Origin of the sequence: Thalassolituus sp. UBA6592 (genome assembly GCF_002433655.1) — a bacterium.
In the GTDB taxonomy this organism is placed as follows: domain Bacteria; phylum Pseudomonadota; class Gammaproteobacteria; order Pseudomonadales; family Oceanobacteraceae; genus Venatoribacter.
The window spans coordinates 1-20,202 of sequence record NZ_DJIO01000040.1; the positions used below are offsets into that span (position 1 = coordinate 1).

Consider the following 20,202-nt stretch of genomic DNA (forward strand, 5'->3'; position numbering starts at 1 on the left):
TTTACAACGATTCAGAAGCTTTCCAAACAATGCTTTATAAAGATCTGCGGGCTGCTTTTGATTCAGTCTGGCCAGTGTTGAACGGGCTATGGGCTGAGCACCAACATGGTAAAGCTTGTTTCTCTGAGTTTCGAGATTGGCCTGAATATCGCGCAGACTTTGTTTTCCGGAAAGCTGAGCCATCGTCATACCAATGAACTGATCCCAGCGCGTAGCAGAGCGCAGTTTTTGGCCTGAATGATGGATTTTTGCAAGGGACTCAAACTCATGTCTCGAAACAGGTTTGAGCAACTGATGAAAAGCGGTGTTATGATGTGACAAAGCCTGGTTCCTTGGTTTTTCTATTGTGTGGAAACAACAGAATAACACTTGGAACCAGGCTTTTTCATTTGCTGCCCCAAACTGTGGGACAGCAATGCGGCAATGCCGGGTCTTTTCTCAGGCTGAAGCTTATGCTTTAGCCTTTGGTGGACGACCGCGTTTTTTAGGGGCAGCTGCAGTAGTTGCCGCTTTCGCAGGACGACCACGCTTCTTAGGCGCAGCTGCAGTTGCAGTTTTAGCCTTGGCAGGACGACCGCGTTTCTTAGGTGCCGCCGCCGGAGCTGCAGTAGTAGCTGCTGCCGGAGCTGCAGTGGCAGCTGCCTTAGCAGGACGACCGCGCTTCTTAGGTGCTGCTGCAGTTGCAGTTTTTGCCTTAGCCGGACGGCCGCGCTTCTTAGGAGCTGCTTTGGTTGCCGCTTTTTCTACAGAAGCCGCTTTTGCTTTCAGCTTTTTAGCTTCTGCTTTTGCTTTAGTGGTTTCTTTCTTAGCACGCGCTTTTACTTTAGCAGCATCGGCTTTAGTGCGGGCTTTCTTCCACTTGGCTTCAAATGCAGCAACGGCTTTAGCCAGATCTGCTTCAGCTTTAGACGCCAGAGAAGCGGCGAAAGATTCAACGCTTTCAGTTGCCTTAGCTACTGCTTCTTCAGCTTTAGCTTCGATCTGAGCGCTCTTAACAGCTACCATAGCTGCACGGGAAGCCGCTTTCAGGGTCTGCAGTTTTTCTTTTTCTGCTTTAACTTTAGCGTTTGCAGTGGTCAGTGCACGTTTGCCGGCAGCAGTTGCTTTAGCAGCAACTTTTGCTTTAGCCGCTTCGGCTTTCTTGGCAGCAGCATCAACTTTAGTCTGTTGAGCAGCAACAGCGGCAGCAGCTTTATCAGCAGCTTTCTGTGCTTTATCAACAACTGCAGGTACGGTAGCAGCTACAGCAGCTTTTGCTTTAGCTGCTGGACGACCGCGCTTGGCAGGAGCTTTTTTTGGTCTGGCCATAAGTGAATTCCTCTGGAGATTTCCTGATCAGGTAATTAAACGCTAGCACAATTATTATCGCGCATTAGCTAACGGAAGCAATAATAGTATTTTTATAATAAAAAACCAAAATTTTTAATCATTTAAAGATAACAATCTGATATTTTTCTGATGCGCGTGCCAATTCCGCATGTAAAAAACAAGTATTCCGTCTTTGGCGATATTTAATAGTGATGCCTTTTTCATTTAGCGACAAAAAACCGCATGCGTATTATCCGCAATAATATGCCAGCAGCTATTTATTTAATTCGCCCTGAAAAGATTAAAAAAGAGCGTCCGCACAGCCCAACTATACCAGCTAACCCATTGAATCTTATAAAAATATCCCGAATCCGCCATAAATTATGGAGAAACATAAGCTATTAAGTGCATCCCCTTCCGGGCCAGAGAAAATCCTTTTTTGCACTAACAATTCCCCACCTCCGCTACCCAATCCCGGACTGCAGACATAAAAAAGGGGCCTTACGGCCCCTTTTTCGCTCTGCGAAGCATTACTTCTGCAGCGCTTCCATCACTTTTGCAGTGATATCCTGCAGAGAGCCCATCCCTGGGATGTGGCTGTATTTTGGTGCAGATTCACCCTGACCGGCTTCCAGCGTTTTATAAAAGCTGACCAGTGGCGCAGTTTGTTCATGGTAAATAGACAGGCGTTTACGGATAGTATCTTCCTGATCATCGTCACGCTGAACCAGATCTTCACCGGTTTCATCATCTTTACCCGCTGTTTTTGGCGGATTGTATACCACGTGGTATACACGGCCAGAACCTGGGTGCACACGACGGCCACTGAGTCGCTGAACGATTTCTTCATCATCAACGTCGATCTCAATCACATGATCGATATCTACGCCCGCTTCGATCATGGCTTCCGCCTGAGGAATTGTGCGTGGGAAACCGTCAAACAGGAAGCCGTTTACGCAGTCATCCTGCTGAATACGCTCCTTAACCAGGCCGATAATGATTTCATCGGATACCAGCCCACCGGTTTCCATGATTTCTTTTACTTTCAGGCCCAATTCGCTGCCGGCTTTAACCGCTGCACGCAGCATGTCACCGGTAGAGATTTGCGGAATGGAAAATTTATCGCAAATGAACTGTGCCTGAGTACCTTTACCAGCACCCGGCGCGCCCAACAGAATTACGCGCATGCGCATACTCCTCGTGGTTATTATAGGAAACTTGCCGGAGGGTTAAATTGTACAAACTTTAACCAATCCGTGAAAAAATAGGCCTAACCTTACTCTGACGGCAGGCTCAGCTCAAGTCATTGTGGAGAAAAACGAGCCGGGCGAACGCCCGACTTTGGTATAGCGACTATAGTAGAAGCGGTTCCGGCCCAGCAATGACGCGGCTTAGCCGGTATTTCGCATACCGGCAGCAATACCTGCCATAGTCACTTTGAGTGCCCGTTCAACTTCCTCGCTGATGACATCCTGATCCTGTCGCTCCCGATACAGCAGCTCGGCCTGCAGGTAGTGCAGAGGATCTGTATAAGGATCACGGACGCTCAGAGACTGCTGCAGTGCAATATTATTTTCCAGCAGTTCCTGTTGCTCCTTCAGTTTCAGCACCAGCTCGCGCATGGTATTCAGGCGGGTTCGTAATTGACTGCCTAATGGCTGCAACTCATGCTCGACCAGTCTGCCTTCATAATATTGCGCGATACCGCTGTCAGATTTGGACAGAACCATCTCCAGCATATCGATATAGGTACGAAAGAAAGGCCACTGGCGATACATATCCTGCAAGGCTTCCAGTTTGCCTGCATCAATGACTTTGGCCAGCGCCTCATCGGACCCTAACCACGCCGGCAGCATCAGCCGCATTTGTGTCCAGGCAAAAATCCATGGAATCGCGCGCAGTGTTTCAATTCCGCCTCCACTGCGGCGTCTGGCCGGACGACTGCCAAGCGCCAGCTTACCCAATTCCTGTTCCGGTGTTGCAGCACGGAAATAACGCACAAAATCTTCAGTATCCCGCACCATAGCACGATAGGATTTCACCCCATCCCCGGCCAGCTGTTCCATCAGTTCACGCCATTCAGGACGGGCGCTGTCCGGTGGTAATAAATTCGCTTCCAGTACGGAGGAAATATAAATTTTCAGGTTACGTTTGGCGACTTCCGGTAATCCGAATTTAAAGCGGATCATTTCGCCCTGCTCTGTTACCCGCAGCCCACCAGCCACAGACCCGGGCGGCTGTGACAGAATCGCGCGATGCGCCGGGCCACCACCGCGGCCAACACTGCCACCACGACCATGAAATAAACGCAGTTTAATGCCTTTATCCCGGGCAACCTGAGACAGCGCTTCCTGCGCGCGATACTGCGCCCAGACAGCAGCTAACTGGCCCGCGTCTTTGGATGAATCGGAATAGCCAATCATGACCTGCTGATGACCAAGGCTGTATTCCCGGTACCAGTCCACCGACCAGAGTTTTTCCATGCGCGGTGCAGACTGCTCAAGATCTCCGAGTGTTTCAAACAAGGGCACGACCGGCATGTGATCGCGGACACCACAGGCCTGCAATAAAAGTACGACCGACAGTACATCGGACGGCTCACTGGCCATGGAAATAATGTAACAGGAGACACCATCACCGGCCCGGGTCGCCAGCACCTGCATGGTATCCAGAACTTCTTTTACCGCATCCGAGGGTTGCCAGCGATTGGGGATTAACGGGCGTTTCGACTGCAGTTCGGCCAACAGAAATTCCTGTTTCTTTTCTTCACTCCAGCTGTGGTAATCACCCATGCCGTAGTAATCGCAGATTTCCGCCAGTACGTCAGCATGACGGGTTGATTCCTGACGCACATCGAGACGTACCAGAGTCAGACCAAAACAGGCAACACGACGAATGGTATCCAGCAATCCGGCATCGGCAATTTCATCCAGCCCCTGAGATTTCAGACTTTCGTAACACAACAGTAGTGGCTGCAGCAGTTCGTCTTCTTCCTGCAGGGGTTCTGCGTCCGACTCCTGACCTTTGGCTTTTGCTGCTGCCCAGACTTTGGTTTGCAGCAGGCGTTCACGCAAGGCATGCAGACAATCACGATAAGGTTCGTGCGACACTTCGCCAGTGAATTTTTTCAGTTCAGCAGATGCTTCTGACATGGACAACTGCATGCCAAGATTTTCGATATCCCGCAGAAAAAGATCAGCAGCCATCCAGCGTGCCAGATACAGCACCTCGCGGGTCACATCCGAGGTCACATTGGGATTTCCATCGCGGTCGCCGCCCATCCAGGAAGAAAAGCGCACCGGTGCTGCGGTTAATGGCAGCGGTGTTGCCCCGCGTGCACGCAGGTCCAGATCCAGGTTACGCAATAATCCGGGCACTGCCTGCCATAGGGAATTTTCAATAACGGCAAAACCCCATTTCGCCTCATCCACGGCAGTCGGTCTCACCTGTCGGATTTCATCGGTATGCCAGATTTCTTCAATAACGGTCTCGATGCGTTTATCGATGGTTTTTAATTCCGGATGGTCTTCGCGCAGATCGTCGCGCTTCTGTAACAGGCGGGAAATCAGATCGTATTTCTGTATCAGGGTACGGCGGGTAATTTCGGTCGGATGTGCGGTCAGCACCAATTCGATATTGGCAGCGGCAATCTGTGAACTCAGATCGATGCCATTAATGCCTTTTTGCTGTAAGCGATCAAGCAGGCCGATAAACATCTGCTCAACTTCGTCATCAGTGACATTTTCCCGCCGCCAGCTGATGCCGTGTTGTTGCTCGGCAATATTGGCCAGATTGAGAAACTGATTAAAACCACGCACCACGGGTAACAAAGCATCTTCCGGCATGGTTTTCAGTAATGCCAGCAGACGGTCACGCTCTGCGGTATCACCTTGCCGGGCTTTTTTCGCCTGTTTACGTATGTCTTCAATGCGTGTCAGCATGTCCGCGCCATACTGACCTTCGATGGTTTGTCCGAGAAGCTTTCCTAACAGCCTGACTTTATCGCGCAGCAGCGGATCAAGTTCAAAGGCTTTTCCCTGGCTTTTACTCATAACAACTCCGGGCAGATAGTATCTGTGACGGGTAGCGGCAAAGCGCTGGCAATTTGCCGTTATCTCACTCCAGTCTGCTGGATTTCAACGAAGATGCAAGATCAAAATCCCCTGAGCTGCCAATTGCTGCGATTGTGGGCTTTTGCGTAACACTTTGTAGACCTGCCCTTTCGCCGCGCTGAAACGGTACTAGACTCAGAAAATCCGGATGGAAAAGGAGCGGTTATGAAAGCCTCAAATCTGTTAAATCACTGGGAAAAAGAGTTTGGCGAACCTCTGACAGACACCAGTTATCAATTGCCATTGAATGTGAAAGACGCTGCCCGGCTTGAAGCTCTGGCGGAAATGTTTCCCGGCTGCACGAAAGAACGCCTGCTGCGCGATCTGGTCAGTTCCGCACTGGCAGACCTAACCAGCGGCTTCCCGTACGTTGCCGGTGATAAAGTAGTGGCTCAGGATGAAGATGGTGATCCCATCTATGAAGATGCAGGCCCGACGCCCCAGTTTCTGAAACTGACGCGCAAACACCTGTCATCGTTGCAGAAAGGCAGTCACTGATACTTTAATCAGCGTCTTTCAGGCTGTTTTCTTTTTCCAGCTGCTTGGCTTCAGTCCAGGCGGCTTCCATCGCTTCTGCGCTGACTGAATCCCAACCGCCCTGCTCCTGCATGCGTTTTTCGACATGGCGAAAACGACTGGAAAAGCGCTCATTAGTGCCGCGTAACGCTGCTTCCGGATCCGCTTTGGCAAAGCGTGCCAGATTCGTTACAGCAAACAGCAAATCACCGATTTCCTCCTGCAGCCGCTGGGCGTTACCAGATGCGATTTCAGCTTCGACTTCGGCCAGTTCTTCGCGGATTTTATCCAGCACACCGGATACATCCGGCCAGTCAAAACCAACTCCTGAGGCTTTTTTCTGCAATTTCACCGAACGTGTCAGCGCCGGCATCGTCACCGGCACATCATCAACAACGCTGACGCTTTTTTCCGTGGCGGGTTTTGCAGCTTTTTCTGCCTGTTTGATCACTTCCCAGTTGGCATTAATTTCCGCTTCTTCCGGTGTGACAGACGGATCACGCTGACTGGTTAAGGTTCCTTCGGGGAAAACATGCGGATGGCGGCGAATCAGCTTTTCTACCAAGCGATGAATGATCGAGTGCAGATCAAACAAGCGGCGTTCATCGGCAATCTGCCCATAAAAAACAATCTGAAATAACAGATCGCCCAGTTCCTCTTCCACATGGGGCCAGTCCTGCCGCTCAATGGCGTCAGCGACCTCATAGGCTTCTTCCAGTGTGTGTGGCAGAACCGTGGCAAAGTCCTGCTTCAGATCCCATGGGCAGCCGGTCTGCGGATCACGCAGACGCTGCATCAGATAAATAAGATCATCCAGCTGATAGGTCTGCGCCATCAGACACTGGCTCCGTTACGCACACGGCGGGCAGTAATGACATTTGGCAGCTTGTTAATTTTGTTCATTAACCGCGCCAGACGTTCAAGGCTGTCCACTTCAACGGTAATTTTCATATTGGCTGTGTGCTGCCCCTGGTTCGACAGCGTATTCACGGCAATGACGTTAATGCGCTCATTGGCCAGCAAGGTACTGACATCACTGAGCAGGCCGGTACGGTCGTAGGCTTCGATCAGCATATCCACCGGATAAGTGCTGTTCGGTTTGTTGCCCCAGCTGACCTGCAGCACACGTTCCGGTTCCATTACCTCCAGATGCAGCAGGTTTTCACAATCGCTGCGGTGCACGGTGACACCCCGGCCAATGGTAACGTAACCACGGATATCATCACCCGGCACCGGCTGACAGCAGCTGGCCAGATGAGTGAGCAGATTACCAACGCCTTCAATATAAAGGTCATTATCACCCTGGGTATTACGCCCGGCTTTTTCCGGCTTACGCAGCAGCGGCAACTCGCGCTGCGGCGCTTCGGTATCGGCACGTTTCAATACGGCGTGCACCACCTGACCAACACGCAGATCACCGGCACCGATGGCTGCATACATATCTTCCACGGACTTCATATTCATGTCCGCAGCGACGTCGGTCAGGGATTCATTCACCAGATCCAGACGATCCAGTTCACGCAATACCAGCTGACGGCCTTCTTCAATATTCTGATCCCGCGCCTGCACTTTAAACCAGTGAGCAACTTTGGCCCGGGCGCGGTTAGTGTGAATATAACCGCCTTCCGGATAGAGCCAGTCACGGCTTGGATGCGCTTTGGCATTGGTGAGAATTTCGACCTGTTCACCATTTTTCAGCAGGTAAGTGAGCGGTACGATACGACCGTTCACTTTGGCGCCGCGACATTTATTACCCACTTCGGTATGCACACGGTAAGCAAAGTCGATTGGTGTCGCTTTTGGCGGCAGATCCACCACATGGCCTTCCGGCGTGAACACGTAAATCCGGTCCGGATTAATATCAGCGCGCAGCTCACCCACCAGCTCAGGCAGGTCATCCAGTTCTTCGTGCCATTCCAGCACCTGACGCAACCAGGCGATTTTCTGTTCGTACCCCTGGTCTTTGGCTTTGGTGTCTGTACCTTTATACAGCCAGTGCGCACACACACCGAGCTCAGCATCTTCGTGCATGGCATGAGTACGGATCTGAACTTCCAGCACCTTTCCTTCCGGGCCGAATACCGCGGTATGCAGTGAGCGGTAACCGTTCTCTTTCGGGTTGGCAATGTAGTCGTCAAATTCGTTCGGAATGTGGCGCCATAAACTGTGCACGATACCCAACGCGGCATAACAGTCGCGCAGTTCCGGCACCAGAATACGCACAGCGCGGATGTCATAAATCTGGGAGAAATCCAGATTCTTGCGATTCATTTTGCGCCAGATACTGTAAATGTGTTTGGCGCGGCCGTAGACATCGCAACGGATACCAAAATTCAGAATTTCCTGGCGCAGGGTATCGACGACGTTTTCGATATAGTCCTGACGGGCGAGACGTTTTTCATCCAGCAGGCGGGCAATTTTTTTGTATTGCTCAGGCTGCAGATAGCGGAACGCCAGATCTTCCAGCTCCCACTTAAGGTGACCGATACCCAGGCGATGGGCCAGCGGTGCGTATACGTTAAAGACCTCTTCGGCGACGCTGCGGCGCTTATCTTCCGGACCATCTTTAACCGCACGGATAGCCGACGTACGCTCCGCCAGTTTGATCAGCGCGACACGCACGTCGTCGATCATCGAGACCAGCATTTTACGCAGGTTATCAACCTGCGCCTGACGCTGGCCCAGTACAACTTCGTCGGTGGAATTCTGAATGGCGCTGATGGCTGCCATGCGCAGTACGCCTTCGATCAGCTTGGCCACTTCAGCACCAAACTCACGTTCAACTTTCTGCAGGGAAACACGCCCTTCACGCACAGCCCGATAGAGCATGGCGGCAACCAGAGATGCCGTATCAAGACGCAGATCGAGCAGGATCTGCGTCATTTCTATGCCCATCTGCACACTGTCAATCGACCAGTAAGTGCGGTTGGCAATCGCTTCATCCGACAACTGCTTCGCCAGAGCCAGTGCCCGGCCCAGCGTTTCAGGATCTTTTACGTCGTGCTGCTGCTGGATGCTTTCCAGCCAGCTGGTGACGTCCAGTGAGCCATCGTGTAACAGCGGATGGTCTTCTCTCACTTTAACCATGACGTTTAACCTTATTTTCCAATAGCACCATGGTTTCCACATGGTGAGTCTGTGGGAACATATCCATGATCCCGGCCTGCCGGATGCGGTAACCCGCTTCTGTCAGAGTGCTCAAATCCCGCGCCAGAGTGGCTGCGTCACAGGATACATACAATATTCTTGGCACCCGGCGTTCTGTTAATTCTTTGATAATGCCTGCTGCACCCGCTCTGGGCGGATCCAGCAGTACCGCGTCAGGATCCGGCAGAGGCTGCAAACCGCCACTGCCATCCAGATCCGCGCGAATTGCCTGCAAAGGAAGGGCCAGTTTTTCAGCCTGAAGACTGAGGCTGCTGACCATACGTTCATCTCCTTCCACCGCAAAAACCTGTTGGCTGCGCTTTGCCAGCGGCATACTGAAGTTACCGTGCCCGGCAAACAGATCCCAGATAACCTCGCTGCCTGCAGGTGCCAGCCAGTCCAGCGCCTGCTGCACCATGGCCTGGTTCACGGCACCATTTACCTGTACGAAATCGTCCGGCTGAATAGTCAGCGCCAGTTCGTCACTGTGATGCTGTAAAGGTTCCGCATCTTCCGGCCAGATGCGCTGTGCTGGTGCATCTTTGTCCGTTTTCAGCCACAACTGCAATGGCAGACCGGACTCTACCGCCTTTGCCGACGCAATTAACTGATTCTGATCAGCAGAAGGCAGAGGTTTAAGAACCCGGAAAACCAGGGCCATGGCGTTGTCGCCGACAATGGCTTCGATCTGAGTAATAACGGAACGTGATTGCAGCTGCGCGATCTGCTCCCGCCAGTAAGCCCAGTCCAGAGCAGGCAGATCCGGCAATACCGGACAGCGATCAATATTGGTGATATGGGCAGATGCCGCCTCGCGGAAACCAACGAAGTTTTCCCCGCGCTCTTTGCTGAAGCGCACGCCCAGCCGGGCTTTGCGGCGGTAATGAAAAGGCTCAGAGGTAATCGGAGCCGCCCACTGCTCAACATCGAGCTTCTGGCGGCTGAATTCACGCGCGACACGCTCTTGCTTGAAAGCCACCTGCCCAGCGTAGTTCAGATGCTGCAGATCGCAGCCACCGCAACGCTGGTAGTGCGGGCATTGAGGTTCAACCCGTTCAGGGGAGGATTGCAGGATATTCAGTAGCCGGGTCTGCCAGACCTTACGCCGGCGCCCATCAAGGATGACCTCAACGTCTTCGCCTGGCAGTGCGCCGGGAACAAAATAGACGTCGCGGTTGCGACGGGCGACACCTTCGCCATCGGACGTAAGATTATCGACGCTCAGCGTCAGGCGCTGTTCCCGTTTAGTCTGTTTCACCTGCATTCCCCGGCTGTTGTCTGTGCCGCCTTATCACTGCCCGGCGGCTTTATCCGGCGCACAGTATGGGGGCGGCTTTTTCTTTTGCAACCGGGATTTGCCGTGACGACCTACGACAGTTCTGCCGTGTCTGCGCAACAGATCCGTAACGGTGTTCAGTGTGGAGCAAACACCCCGGAAGACAGATAGCGGTCACCACGATCACAGATGATGGCCACGATGGTGGCGTTTTCCAGCGTTTCCGCCAGACGCAATGCAGCAGCCACAGCGCCACCGGAAGACACGCCGCAGAAAATGCCTTCGCGCATCGCCAGCGCACGCATGGCATCTTCCGCTTCCTGCTGACCAATATCCATCACCTGATCAACCCGGGTTTCATCAAAGATGGTCGGCAGATATTCTTTTGGCCAGCGACGGATTCCAGGAATTGACGCGCCTTCTGCCGGTTGCAGACCGACGATCTGCACGTCCGGATTCTGTTCCTTAAGGTAACGCGAGGTTCCCATAATGGTTCCCGTTGTACCCATAGAGCTGACGAAGTGAGTGACTGTGCCCTGGGTCTGCTGCCAGATTTCCGGGCCGGTGCCGTGATAATGAGCTTCCGGATTATCGCCGTTGCCGAACTGATTCAGCACCTTACCTTCCCCCCGGGCTTCCATCGCCAGTGCCAGATCGCGGGCGCCTTCCATGCCTTCTTCTTTGCTGACCAGAATCAGCTGAGCACCGTAGGCCTCCATCGCCCAGCGACGCTCCATGGTGGAGTTATCCGGCATGATCAGAATCATTTGATAGCCCTTAATCGCCGCCGCCATGGCCAGAGCGATACCGGTATTACCGCTGGTCGCCTCGATCAGGGTATCTCCCGGCTGAATATCACCACGGGCTTCCGCACGATCAATCATGGACAGTGCCGGGCGATCCTTCACGGAGCCTGCCGGATTATTCCCCTCCAGCTTTAACAGCACGGTATTGCTGCAACCTTCCGGCAGCAGCCGCTGCAATCTGACCAGCGGGGTATTACCGACACAATCGGCAATGGTGGGGTAGATAATGTCGGTCACGGGGATTCTCCGCAGTGCTTATAACTTAAATGCCGAAGTTTACTCCTGCTGCATATAATGCGGTAATATCAATTGGCGATTTCGTTATATCCGCTGCGCCGCCGGACGTTTGCGCCGGACCGCCCACACCAGTAATCTACAGCCTTCAGGCAGCCACTGACCATTACCATGAAAAACTGGAGCATACAGAGCCGGGTTCTGTTCCTCGCATTATTGCCGGGGGTCGTTATTTCTCTGATTCTGGGCATCTTCTTTATGAGCCAGCATTCACGGAATCTCGACAGCCTGCTGGAAGAACGCGCCCTTGCCATGGCCAAACAGCTGGCGCCGACCTGTGAATACGGTGTCATGACCGGTAACACCGGCATCCTGCAGAATATCGCCAACAATATGCTGGAGGAGCGCGACGTCCGCTCCGTCAGTATCTATAACCAGAATGTCGAAGTCCTGGCCCATGCCGGGCCGAAAATGCTGACCAATCAAACCAGTCCTTCGGAGCTGTCGGCCAACCAGTTACAGCTGGTCCGCACCGATGGCTCGGTCAGAGTGCGGGCACCGGTGTTCGCCCAGAATCTGGTGATTCCCGATCAGTTATCCGAACAGTTTTATGCCGAAGAAACGCCGGAGATTAAGTTACTGGGCTGGGCAGAACTGGAGCTTTCCAACGCCAACACCAAACTGGCGCGCTATCAGCATGTGATTACCTCAACCGCGATTATTCTCGCTACCCTGCTGGTCTGCGCCATCGTCGCCGTCCGTGCCAGCCGACAGATTTCCGAACCCATGCATCGCATCGTGAGCGCAATAAAAGACCTCGAGGACGGCAAACTGGACACCCGGGTGCATGTCTCCGGGGCCGCGGAATTCGAACAGCTGACCGCTGGTGTGAACGCCATGGCCAGTGCGCTGCAACGCTCCAGCCGGGAAAATCTGCAGAGTATTGAACAGACCACCCGCGACCTGCAGGAAACCCTCGACGAACTGGAAGTGCGCAACCGCGAGCTGGCCATTGGGCGTAAGCAGGCTCTGGAAGCCAGTCAGATGAAATCGGAATTCCTGGCCAATGTGTCGCACGAAATCCGCACCCCTCTTAACGGTATTATCGGTTTCAGTGACCTGCTGGCCAGAACACAGGTAAACAGCCAGCAACATGATTATCTGAACACCATTAAAAAATCGTCCACGGATCTGCTGACGATTATTAACGACATTCTTGATCTGTCGAAAATTGACGCGGGTAAACTCATCATCGAACACACGCCCTTTAATCTGCGCGATGTTCTTGAAGATGTGTTCACCATGCTGGCCCCTGCTGCCTACAACAAAGGGCTGGAACTCACTCAGCTGATTTACTCTGATGTTCCGCTGCACATTACGTCAGACCCACTGCGTCTGAAACAGATACTGACCAACCTGGTTAATAACGCCATTAAATTCACTGAACGTGGCAGCGTCAGTGTCAGGGTCTCCCTCATCAGTAAAGATGACCAGCGTGCGAGTATTAAATTTGATATTCAGGACAGCGGCATTGGTATGAGCGAAGAGCAGATTACCAAAATCTTTACTGCCTTCACTCAGGCGGATACCAGCACCACGCGTCAGTTTGGCGGAACCGGTTTAGGTCTGATTATTTCCCGCGCACTGGTGAACGCCATGCACGGCGATATTCAGGTCAGCAGTGTTGAACATCGCGGCTCCACCTTTACCTTCCATATTCAGACAGAACTCAGTGACGAGCTGCAGGATTTACCGCCATTGAGCGGTTATCGTATTGCCATGCTGGAACCTGCGCTGCTCAACCGCATGAATATTTCCGCCCTGCTGACCCAATGGCAAACCACCCATCAGGAATACGAAAACCGTACCCAGCTACTGGAAGAACTGGCCACGGGTAATTACCCGGATGCCGTGATTATTTCCTGCCATCATCAGCAGCTTGGTGAAACCAGTCACATAGCCATGATGGCACAGTTAAAAGAGCGTGGAATTCCGTTACTGGCGCTGATCGACAGTGTCAGCCACGAGCATATTGAACAGTTGCATCATCAGGGTGCCACCCGGGCACTCAGTCAGCCGTTCAGCCATCGTAAACTGTATCAGAACCTGCGCTTCCTGCTGACCGGCGAAACCTCGGACAGTGCCAGCGAAATTCCGTATTTTGTTTTACCGGGCAAACCTGCACCCAACGTTCTTGCCGTTGATGATAACGAGGCCAACCTGAAACTGGTGGTCACCTTACTGGAAGAAATGGGCATTAAAGTTCAGGCAGCCAATTCCGGACGGGAAGCCATTCAGATCGTGACAGAGCACGAGATTGATTTAATCCTGATGGATATTCAGATGCCGGGCATGAATGGCCTGGACGCTACGCGGGAAATCCGCACGCTGAAAGGTGGTGCCACTGTCCCTGTCATTGCCCTTACGGCACACGCCATGGCTGATGAAAAAGAAGCCCTGCTGAAAGCTGGTATGAATGATTACCAGACCAAGCCGATCAGTCAGGAACAGCTGGCCGACTGTATTCAGCGCTGGACCGGGTATATTCAGGCTCAGGCCGCTGTTGAAGAATCCACCGACGTTCAGTTAAGCGATCCGTCGTCCCAGACAGACACAACGGAAGATGTGGTGTTTGACGCTGCAATTGCTCTGCGGCACGCCAATAAAAAACTCGATCTGGCCGAAGATATGTTCACCATGCTGATGAATTCGCTGGATAAGGATATGGAGCAGATTCTCGAAGCGTGGGAAGAAGAAAAAATGGACGTTCTGCTGGAAAAAGTTCATCGCGTACACGGCGCCAGCCGCTACTGCGGAGTACCGGCACTCAGAAGTACGCTCGAACAGTTTGAGACCGCACTGAAAGCTGCGCAAACCGGGCTGTTGCCACAGATGATGCGTCAGCTGGTCGGCGATGTGAAAAACCTGCAGGAATGGACAGAAAATAATGACTGGCGCGAGCTGCTGCGCCAGACACTGGCGGCCTGAAGCAGACAGCAGGCCTAAACAAGCACAGCGAAAGCCTGAATCAGACCGCCGTCGTCGGACAGGCTGACAAATGCATGCTGCCCGCCAAGATTACGCAGCAGATCGGCAGCGGCGCCATGCAGCTTCACCTGCGGTGCTCCGCTGCCATCACGCAGAATTTCCAGCTGCTGAAAACCAACCCCTTTAGCGATGCCGGTTCCCAATGCTTTAGCCAGTGCTTCTTTAGCGGCATATTGTTTGGCAATAAAATTCACCGACTGGCGGCGTTGCAGATAAATCTGCTGCTCCTGTGGTGTCAGAATACGCCGCACAAAACGCTCACCGTGGCGCAGCAGCGCATCCTGTATACGGCTTTCCTGCAATAAATCGGTACCGATACCGACAATCTGCTCCAGAGCCGGATGATCAGGAAAAGCCGGCGCGCCGGTCACAGAGCCGTCACTCAACGGACGGTTGCCTTTTCCAGCAGATCCCGCATTTCCGCGACCGCGTCTTTCAGACCGGTAAAGACCGCACGGGCAATGATTGCGTGACCAATATTCAGTTCGTTCATTCCGGGAATTGCAGCGATGGCTTCCACGTTGTGATAATTCAGACCATGACCGGCGTTAACAATTAATCCCTGTTGCTGCGCATAAGCTGCTGCATGCTGAATACGTTTGAGTTCTGCCAGCTGCTCTTCTTCATTTTCAGCATCCGCATAGCGGCCGGTATGCAGTTCAATCACTGGGGCACCAGTCCGCATAGTGGCATCAATCTGCTTCTCGTCCGGATCAATAAACAGCGACACTTCAGTGCCCAGTTTTTGTAAGCGCTCTACCGCTGCGCGAATATGCTCTTCCTGACCGGCCACATCAAGGCCGCCTTCAGTGGTCAGCTCTTCACGTTTTTCCGGTACAAAACAGGCCGCCGGCGGCGCAATTTCTTCCGCCAGTTCCAGCATGGCATCAGTAACCGCCATTTCCAGATTCATTCGGGTGGTCAGGGTCTCTGCCAGCACATAAACATCGCGGGTCTGAATATGACGGCGATCTTCCCGCGGATGGATGGTGATACCGTCTGCGCCTGCTTCTTCTGCCACAAAGGCAGCCTGAACCGGATCCGGATAACGGGTGCCGCGGGCCTGACGTAAGGTCGCCACATGATCGATATTCACCCCAAGCAGTACGCGTTTAGAATTTTTCACTTCAGACTCCTGTTGTCCGGCACCGTATACGGCACCTGTACTTAATTTGGCTTTTATACAGTAATTAACCGGCTGGCTGACTCTTAAGACGGTAGCGGTTAACGTTCACTAATTCCCGGCTGACCAGCGGCCGCTCTAACATATTATCAATGGCCTGACGCAGAATATTGCGCGCAATTTGCCAGGCCTGCGGATTAGCAGCATTACGCGCCGCAAAATCCATAATATCGCGGCCACGGAAACCTTCTGCCGCCGGACTGAACCCCTGACGCGGAATAAAACGGTAATACCCGTCCGGCTGTAACACTGCGCCAGAATCATCCTGACGCCATGAAAAACCGTAACCGCAGGCCGCCAGCAATTCAACTTCAAACAACCTGAGCCAGGGATCAGGCACAGTATTCTGAGCCAGTCCGGCAAGCGTCTGATGGTACACACGGAACAGATCAGGTAAGGCTTCGTAACGGGGTAACAGGCGGGTAAGCAGCTCGGTGAGGTAGAAAGCACAATAGAGGGAAACGCCGCTGAGCACTGGCTGACTCAGACATTCCATCGCTCTGACTTTTGGCCAATCCTGATCAGGAGACCAGCTGCCCTGCAGCAGCTGCAGCATGTCTGACGCGCGCTGACGCGGGCCGGCAACAACCGTCAGACGGCCATCCTGTTCAGAGAAAATATCCAGCAGCCATTCCTGTTCACGTAATGGCTGCCGCTGCAGGATATAAAACCGCGGCACGGATCAACCTGAGTAGTCGTCGTAACCCAGAGAACGCAGGGCACGCTCATCATCAGACCAGTTGGCCTTCACTTTTACCCACAGCTTGAGCATGACCTTACAGTCAAACAACTCTTCCATATCTTTACGGGCATCCTGACCGATCTGTTTGATACGGTAACCGCCTTCGCCGATCACGATACGTTTCTGCGAAGCACGCTCCACCAGAATCAGCGCACTGATTTCAATCAGGGTACCGCTGTGCACAAACTCTTCGATTTCCACCGTCATCGCGTAGGGTAATTCATCCCCCAGCTGACGCATGATTTTTTCCCGCACCAGCTCAGCCGCCAGAAAGCGTGAGCTGCGGTCGGTAATCTGATCTTCGGGAAAGAAGTACTGACTTTCCGGCAGATAACTCTCAATCAGCTGCTCCAGACGATCGACGTTATGTCCGGTTTTGGCACTGACCGGGACGATCTGATCAAAGTTGTGTTTTTTGCTCAACTCTTCCAGATAAGGCAGCAGGGCTTCTTTCTCACGCACGAAGTCGACTTTGTTTACTACCAGTACAACCGGTGCGCGCTGATTTTTAATGGTCTGCAAAGCCATTTCATCTTCATCAGTCCAGCGCATACGGTCGACCATCAGTACGATCAGATCGACATCCTTAACCGCCGTGGTCGCCGCCTTGTTCATGTAGCGGTTGATCGCCTTCTCCTGAATCTTGTGGATTCCGGGGGTATCAACATACACCACCTGAACGTCATTCTCGGTTTTGATTCCCAGCACCTGATGACGGGTAGTCTGTGGCTTACGCGAAGTAATGGATAACTTCTGCCCCAGAATACGGTTCATCAGCGTAGATTTACCTACGTTCGGGCGGCCAACAATTGCAACATATCCGGTACGCGTGGTCATTCGGAGCCTCCAGTGGTGTGTTCATCATCCACACCCAGCAGCTTCAGCAGTTCACTGGCAGCGGTCTGTTCCGCCGCACGACGGCTGCTGCCTTTGGCAATTATAGGCGTTGCGTATTCAGGTATCGTGCATTCCACAGTAAAAACCTGCTCATTGGTCGGCCCTTCGACATTAAGAACACGATATTTCGGCAGGCTTGAATGGTTGCCCTGCTGATATTCCTGCAAGCGTGTTTTCGGATCCTTGATCGGATCTTCCAGCGTCAGACTGTTCAGACGCGCTGCATACCAGGCCAGTACCCGTTCATTGACAACATTCTGGCCACCGTCCAGATACATGGCACCAATTAAGGCTTCCACTGTGTCAGCCAGAATGGAATCGCGGCGATGACCGCCGCTTTTCGATTCGCCGGATCCCAGCAACAGGAAATCGCCCAGTTCAAATTCACGGGCGATGGCCGCCAGAGTCTGCCCTTTGACCATGCGCGCGCGCAGGCGGCTGAGCTTACCTTCTTTAGCCTGAGGAAAGCGCCGGAACAGATCTTCAGCGATGATAAAATTCAGGATTGAGTCGCCGAGAAACTCGAGACGCTCATTATTGTGGCCACCTTTACTGCGGTGGGTCAGCGCCAGAGTAGCCAGCGCTTCATCTTTAAACGTGTATCCCAGCCGTTGGGATAATTTTAGCAGGGGGTTATTCACTATCAGAATTCTATGTGCTGATGAAAGCCGACAACCAGGTCAACATTACCGAACCAGGTATCACGGCGTTCATAGGGCCAGTCCAGTTCGAGTCGTCCACTGCGGCCTTTTTTGATGGAAAGTTCGTCGAAAGCGATGCGGATATTATTCATATTCATGCGCTGACTAAGGATGTCTTTTACAGCCTTCGGACTGGTCGTTGCGGATATATCTCCAGACTCCTTCATACCATCCAGCACGGTTGTAAGTAACTTATTATCCCAATACATAGGTATCAGGGTATAAGCTGTTTTGGCAGCTACCACTGCAATCAGCAGCAGTGCCAATATCGAAGAAAGAGACATCCCGTTTTGTCGGCGCATTTTTAATCATCCACTTTAAGAACAGCGAGGAAGGCAGACTGTGGAATTTCCACACTGCCGATTTGCTTCATCCGCTTTTTACCTTCTTTTTGTTTCTGTAACAGTTTTTTCTTACGGCTGACGTCACCACCATAACATTTGGCGGTTACGTTCTTGCGCAATGCTTTCACTGTGGTCCGTGCCACCACCTGGTTGCCCATGGCAGCCTGAATAGCAACATCGAACATCTGACGCGGAATCAGTTCTTTCATTTTCTCTGTCAGAGCGGCCCCACGTCTGCGAACGTTGTCACGGTGCATAATAACCGCCAGTGCATCGACCCGTTCACCGTTCACCAGAACGTCCAGACGTACCAGAGGCGCGGCCTGAAAACGGGTAAAACTGTAATCCAGTGAAGCAAAGCCACGGCTGGCAGATTTCAGACGGTCAAAGAAATCCATGACCACTTCCGCCATCGGAATTTCGTAACGCAGGGAAACCTGTGAACCCGTATATTGCATATCCATCTGCACACCGCGCTTTTCGATACACAGAGAGATCACGTTACCGAGGTAATCCTGCGGCACCAGAATATTACACTCTGCAATCGGCTCACGCATTTCTTCGATCGAGCCTGCATCCGGCAGTTTCGATGGATTGTCCACACTGAAGGTTTCACCCTTACGGTTGACCACTTCGTAAATTACCGTCGGTGCCGTAGTAATCAGATCCAGATCGTATTCACGCTCCAGACGCTCCTGAATAATTTCCATATGCAGCATACCGAGGAAGCCGCAACGGAAACCAAAACCCAGTGCATCGGAATTTTCCGGTTCGTAGAACAGAGACGCATCGTTGAGCGACAGTTTTTCCAGCGCATCACGGAAAGATTCAAAATCGTCAGACGTTACCGGGAACAGACCGGCATATACCTGCGGCTTAACTTTCTGGAAACCCGGCAGGGACGGTGTATCGTCCGCATATTTGGCACTAACGATCGTATCGCCGACAGGGGCACCATGAATATCTTTAATGCCCGCGACCAGATAACCCACTTCACCGGTACCCAGACGTCCGGTTTCTTCACGCTTCGGTGTAAAGATACCAAGGCCATCAACACCATGGTCCCGTCCGGTCGACTTCAGGCGAATCTTGTCACCTTTTTTGATCGAGCCGTTTTTAACCCGGATCAGCGACACAACGCCAAGGTAGGAATCAAACCATGAATCGATGATCAGCGCCTGCAGCGGCGCATCCGGATCACCTTCCGGTGGTGGGATATTAGCTACCAGATCTTCCAGCACATCCTCTACATTGAGGCCACTTTTGGCACTGCAACGCACGGCTTCAGTGGCATCAATGCCGATGATGTCTTCAATTTCCTGCGCGACTTTATCCGGATCCGCCTGCGGCAGGTCCATTTTGTTCAGTACCGGACGCACTTCCAGGCCCTGATCAATCGCGGTGTAGCAGTTGGCCACAGATTGAGCTTCAACGCCCTGAGCCGCATCAACCACCAGCAGAGCGCCCTCACAGGCAGCCAGCGAGCGGGACACTTCGTAGCTGAAGTCCACGTGTCCGGGAGTATCAATAAAGTTCAGCTGGTAGGTTTCACCATTACGGGCGGTGTAGTCCAGAGTCACACTCTGAGCTTTGATCGTAATACCGCGCTCCCGCTCGATATCCATGGAGTCCAGCACCTGAGCCTGCATTTCACGGTCGCTCAGACCGCCACAGACCTGAATAAACCGGTCCGACAGGGTGGATTTACCATGGTCAATATGGGCGATGATGGAGAAGTTTCGAATGTGGTCCAGCTGGCTCACAGAGTACAACCTGATTAGTTATTTAAATAGCGGCGAATTTTACTTGAAACGCTGCTCAATGGCTATGTCGGCCAGCTGCAGGGCACAAAAAAGCCCGGCGTAGCCGCAATGCTGTTCACTTAAGC

At 52.6% G+C, this 20,202-nt stretch carries 17 protein-coding genes; 2 read left to right on the forward strand and 15 right to left on the reverse strand.

From position 1 onward, the window contains the following. From B2Z72_RS03455 to ppc, 4 genes are all read right to left on the reverse strand, one after another. On the reverse strand, positions 1–321 hold a 321-nt coding region (locus B2Z72_RS03455; RefSeq protein ID WP_297004166.1), incomplete at its 3' end, for a DUF4372 domain-containing protein. 129 nt (positions 322–450) lie between these two features. Then, complete coding sequence (locus tag B2Z72_RS03460; RefSeq protein WP_297004168.1) at positions 451–1,308, reverse strand: hypothetical protein; 858 nt, start codon at positions 1,306–1,308, stop codon at positions 451–453. A 530-nt stretch (positions 1,309–1,838) separates the two neighbouring features. Then, entirely contained in the window at positions 1,839–2,495 is a 657-nt protein-coding gene (adk, locus tag B2Z72_RS03465) for an adenylate kinase (protein WP_297004170.1), read from the reverse strand. A 204-nt stretch (positions 2,496–2,699) separates the two neighbouring features. Beyond that, entirely contained in the window at positions 2,700–5,360 is a 2,661-nt protein-coding gene (gene ppc, locus B2Z72_RS03470; protein WP_297004172.1) for a phosphoenolpyruvate carboxylase, read from the reverse strand. Between the two features lie 225 nt (positions 5,361–5,585). On the opposite strand from ppc, the gene B2Z72_RS03475 reads away from it, so the two are divergent. Then, positions 5,586–5,918 carry a type 1 pili tip component gene (locus B2Z72_RS03475; protein WP_297004175.1) on the forward strand — a complete coding sequence of 111 codons (333 nt, stop codon included), beginning with the start codon at positions 5,586–5,588 and terminating at the stop codon, positions 5,916–5,918. Positions 5,919–5,922: 4 nt separating this feature from the next. On the opposite strand, the gene mazG is transcribed toward B2Z72_RS03475, so the two are convergent. From mazG to cysM, 4 genes are all read right to left on the reverse strand, one after another. Next, positions 5,923–6,771: a nucleoside triphosphate pyrophosphohydrolase gene (gene mazG / locus B2Z72_RS03480; RefSeq protein WP_297004176.1), complete on the reverse strand. Its 849-nt coding sequence runs from the start codon at positions 6,769–6,771 to the stop codon at positions 5,923–5,925. Continuing rightward, positions 6,771–9,023, reverse strand: coding sequence for a GTP diphosphokinase (gene relA, locus B2Z72_RS03485; RefSeq protein ID WP_296982810.1), 2,253 nt, complete (start codon positions 9,021–9,023; stop codon positions 6,771–6,773). Before relA ends, mazG begins: the two co-directional genes overlap by 1 nt. Next, the gene (gene rlmD, locus B2Z72_RS03490; RefSeq protein WP_297004178.1) at positions 9,016–10,341 is read right to left on the reverse strand and encodes a 23S rRNA (uracil(1939)-C(5))-methyltransferase RlmD; all 1,326 of its coding nucleotides are present in this window, start codon (positions 10,339–10,341) and stop codon (positions 9,016–9,018) included. The genes relA and rlmD overlap by 8 nt, the downstream gene beginning before the upstream one ends. Positions 10,342–10,496: 155 nt before the next feature. Continuing rightward, entirely contained in the window at positions 10,497–11,393 is an 897-nt protein-coding gene (gene cysM / locus B2Z72_RS03495) for a cysteine synthase CysM (RefSeq protein ID WP_296982812.1), read from the reverse strand. A gap of 177 nt (positions 11,394–11,570) precedes the next feature. On the opposite strand from cysM, the gene B2Z72_RS03500 reads away from it, so the two are divergent. Then, positions 11,571–14,387 (forward strand): response regulator, encoded by a 2,817-nt coding sequence (locus B2Z72_RS03500; RefSeq protein ID WP_296982808.1) that lies wholly within the window; start codon positions 11,571–11,573, stop codon positions 14,385–14,387. A gap of 14 nt (positions 14,388–14,401) precedes the next feature. On the opposite strand, the gene acpS is transcribed toward B2Z72_RS03500, so the two are convergent. The 7 genes from acpS to lepA all read right to left on the reverse strand — a co-directional run bounded on the left by acpS (position 14,402) and on the right by lepA (position 20,077). Then, positions 14,402–14,833 carry a holo-ACP synthase gene (gene acpS / locus B2Z72_RS03505; RefSeq protein WP_296982807.1) on the reverse strand — a complete coding sequence of 144 codons (432 nt, stop codon included), beginning with the start codon at positions 14,831–14,833 and terminating at the stop codon, positions 14,402–14,404. Beyond that, positions 14,830–15,573, reverse strand: a complete 744-nt coding sequence (gene pdxJ, locus B2Z72_RS03510; protein WP_296982806.1) for a pyridoxine 5'-phosphate synthase — start codon at positions 15,571–15,573, stop codon at positions 14,830–14,832. The genes acpS and pdxJ overlap by 4 nt, the downstream gene beginning before the upstream one ends. 64 nt (positions 15,574–15,637) lie before the next feature. Then, positions 15,638–16,309 (reverse strand): DNA repair protein RecO, encoded by a 672-nt coding sequence (gene recO / locus B2Z72_RS03515; protein WP_296982805.1) that lies wholly within the window; start codon positions 16,307–16,309, stop codon positions 15,638–15,640. A 3-nt stretch (positions 16,310–16,312) separates the two neighbouring features. Further along, on the reverse strand, positions 16,313–17,209 hold the full coding sequence (gene era, locus B2Z72_RS03520) for a GTPase Era (protein ID WP_296982804.1): 897 nt from the start codon (positions 17,207–17,209) through the stop codon (positions 16,313–16,315). Then, positions 17,206–17,910: a ribonuclease III gene (rnc, locus tag B2Z72_RS03525; protein WP_296982803.1), complete on the reverse strand. Its 705-nt coding sequence runs from the start codon at positions 17,908–17,910 to the stop codon at positions 17,206–17,208. The genes era and rnc overlap by 4 nt, the downstream gene beginning before the upstream one ends. Positions 17,911–17,912: 2 nt before the next feature. Further along, entirely contained in the window at positions 17,913–18,272 is a 360-nt protein-coding gene (locus B2Z72_RS03530; RefSeq protein WP_296982802.1) for a DUF4845 domain-containing protein, read from the reverse strand. A 2-nt stretch (positions 18,273–18,274) separates the two neighbouring features. Beyond that, positions 18,275–20,077 (reverse strand): translation elongation factor 4, encoded by a 1,803-nt coding sequence (lepA, locus tag B2Z72_RS03535; protein WP_296982801.1) that lies wholly within the window; start codon positions 20,075–20,077, stop codon positions 18,275–18,277. Positions 20,078–20,202: the final 125 nt, after the last annotated feature.

Bases quoted from the DNA above. Each gene is read 5' to 3' on its own strand.
- B2Z72_RS03460 (WP_297004168.1), bottom strand. From the start codon at position 1,308: ATGGCCAGACCAAAAAAAGCTCCTGCCAAGCGCGGTCGTCCAGCAGCT.
- adk (WP_297004170.1), bottom strand. From the start codon at position 2,495: ATGCGCGTAATTCTGTTGGGCGCGCCGGGTGCTGGTAAAGGTACTCAG.
- ppc (WP_297004172.1), bottom strand. From the start codon at position 5,360: ATGAGTAAAAGCCAGGGAAAAGCCTTTGAACTTGATCCGCTGCTGCGC.
- B2Z72_RS03475 (WP_297004175.1), top strand. From the start codon at position 5,586: ATGAAAGCCTCAAATCTGTTAAATCACTGGGAAAAAGAGTTTGGCGAA.
- mazG (WP_297004176.1), bottom strand. From the start codon at position 6,771: ATGGCGCAGACCTATCAGCTGGATGATCTTATTTATCTGATGCAGCGT.
- relA (WP_296982810.1), bottom strand. From the start codon at position 9,023: ATGGTTAAAGTGAGAGAAGACCATCCGCTGTTACACGATGGCTCACTG.
- B2Z72_RS03500 (WP_296982808.1), top strand. From the start codon at position 11,571: ATGAAAAACTGGAGCATACAGAGCCGGGTTCTGTTCCTCGCATTATTG.
- era (WP_296982804.1), bottom strand. From the start codon at position 17,209: ATGACCACGCGTACCGGATATGTTGCAATTGTTGGCCGCCCGAACGTA.
- B2Z72_RS03530 (WP_296982802.1), bottom strand. From the start codon at position 18,272: ATGCGCCGACAAAACGGGATGTCTCTTTCTTCGATATTGGCACTGCTG.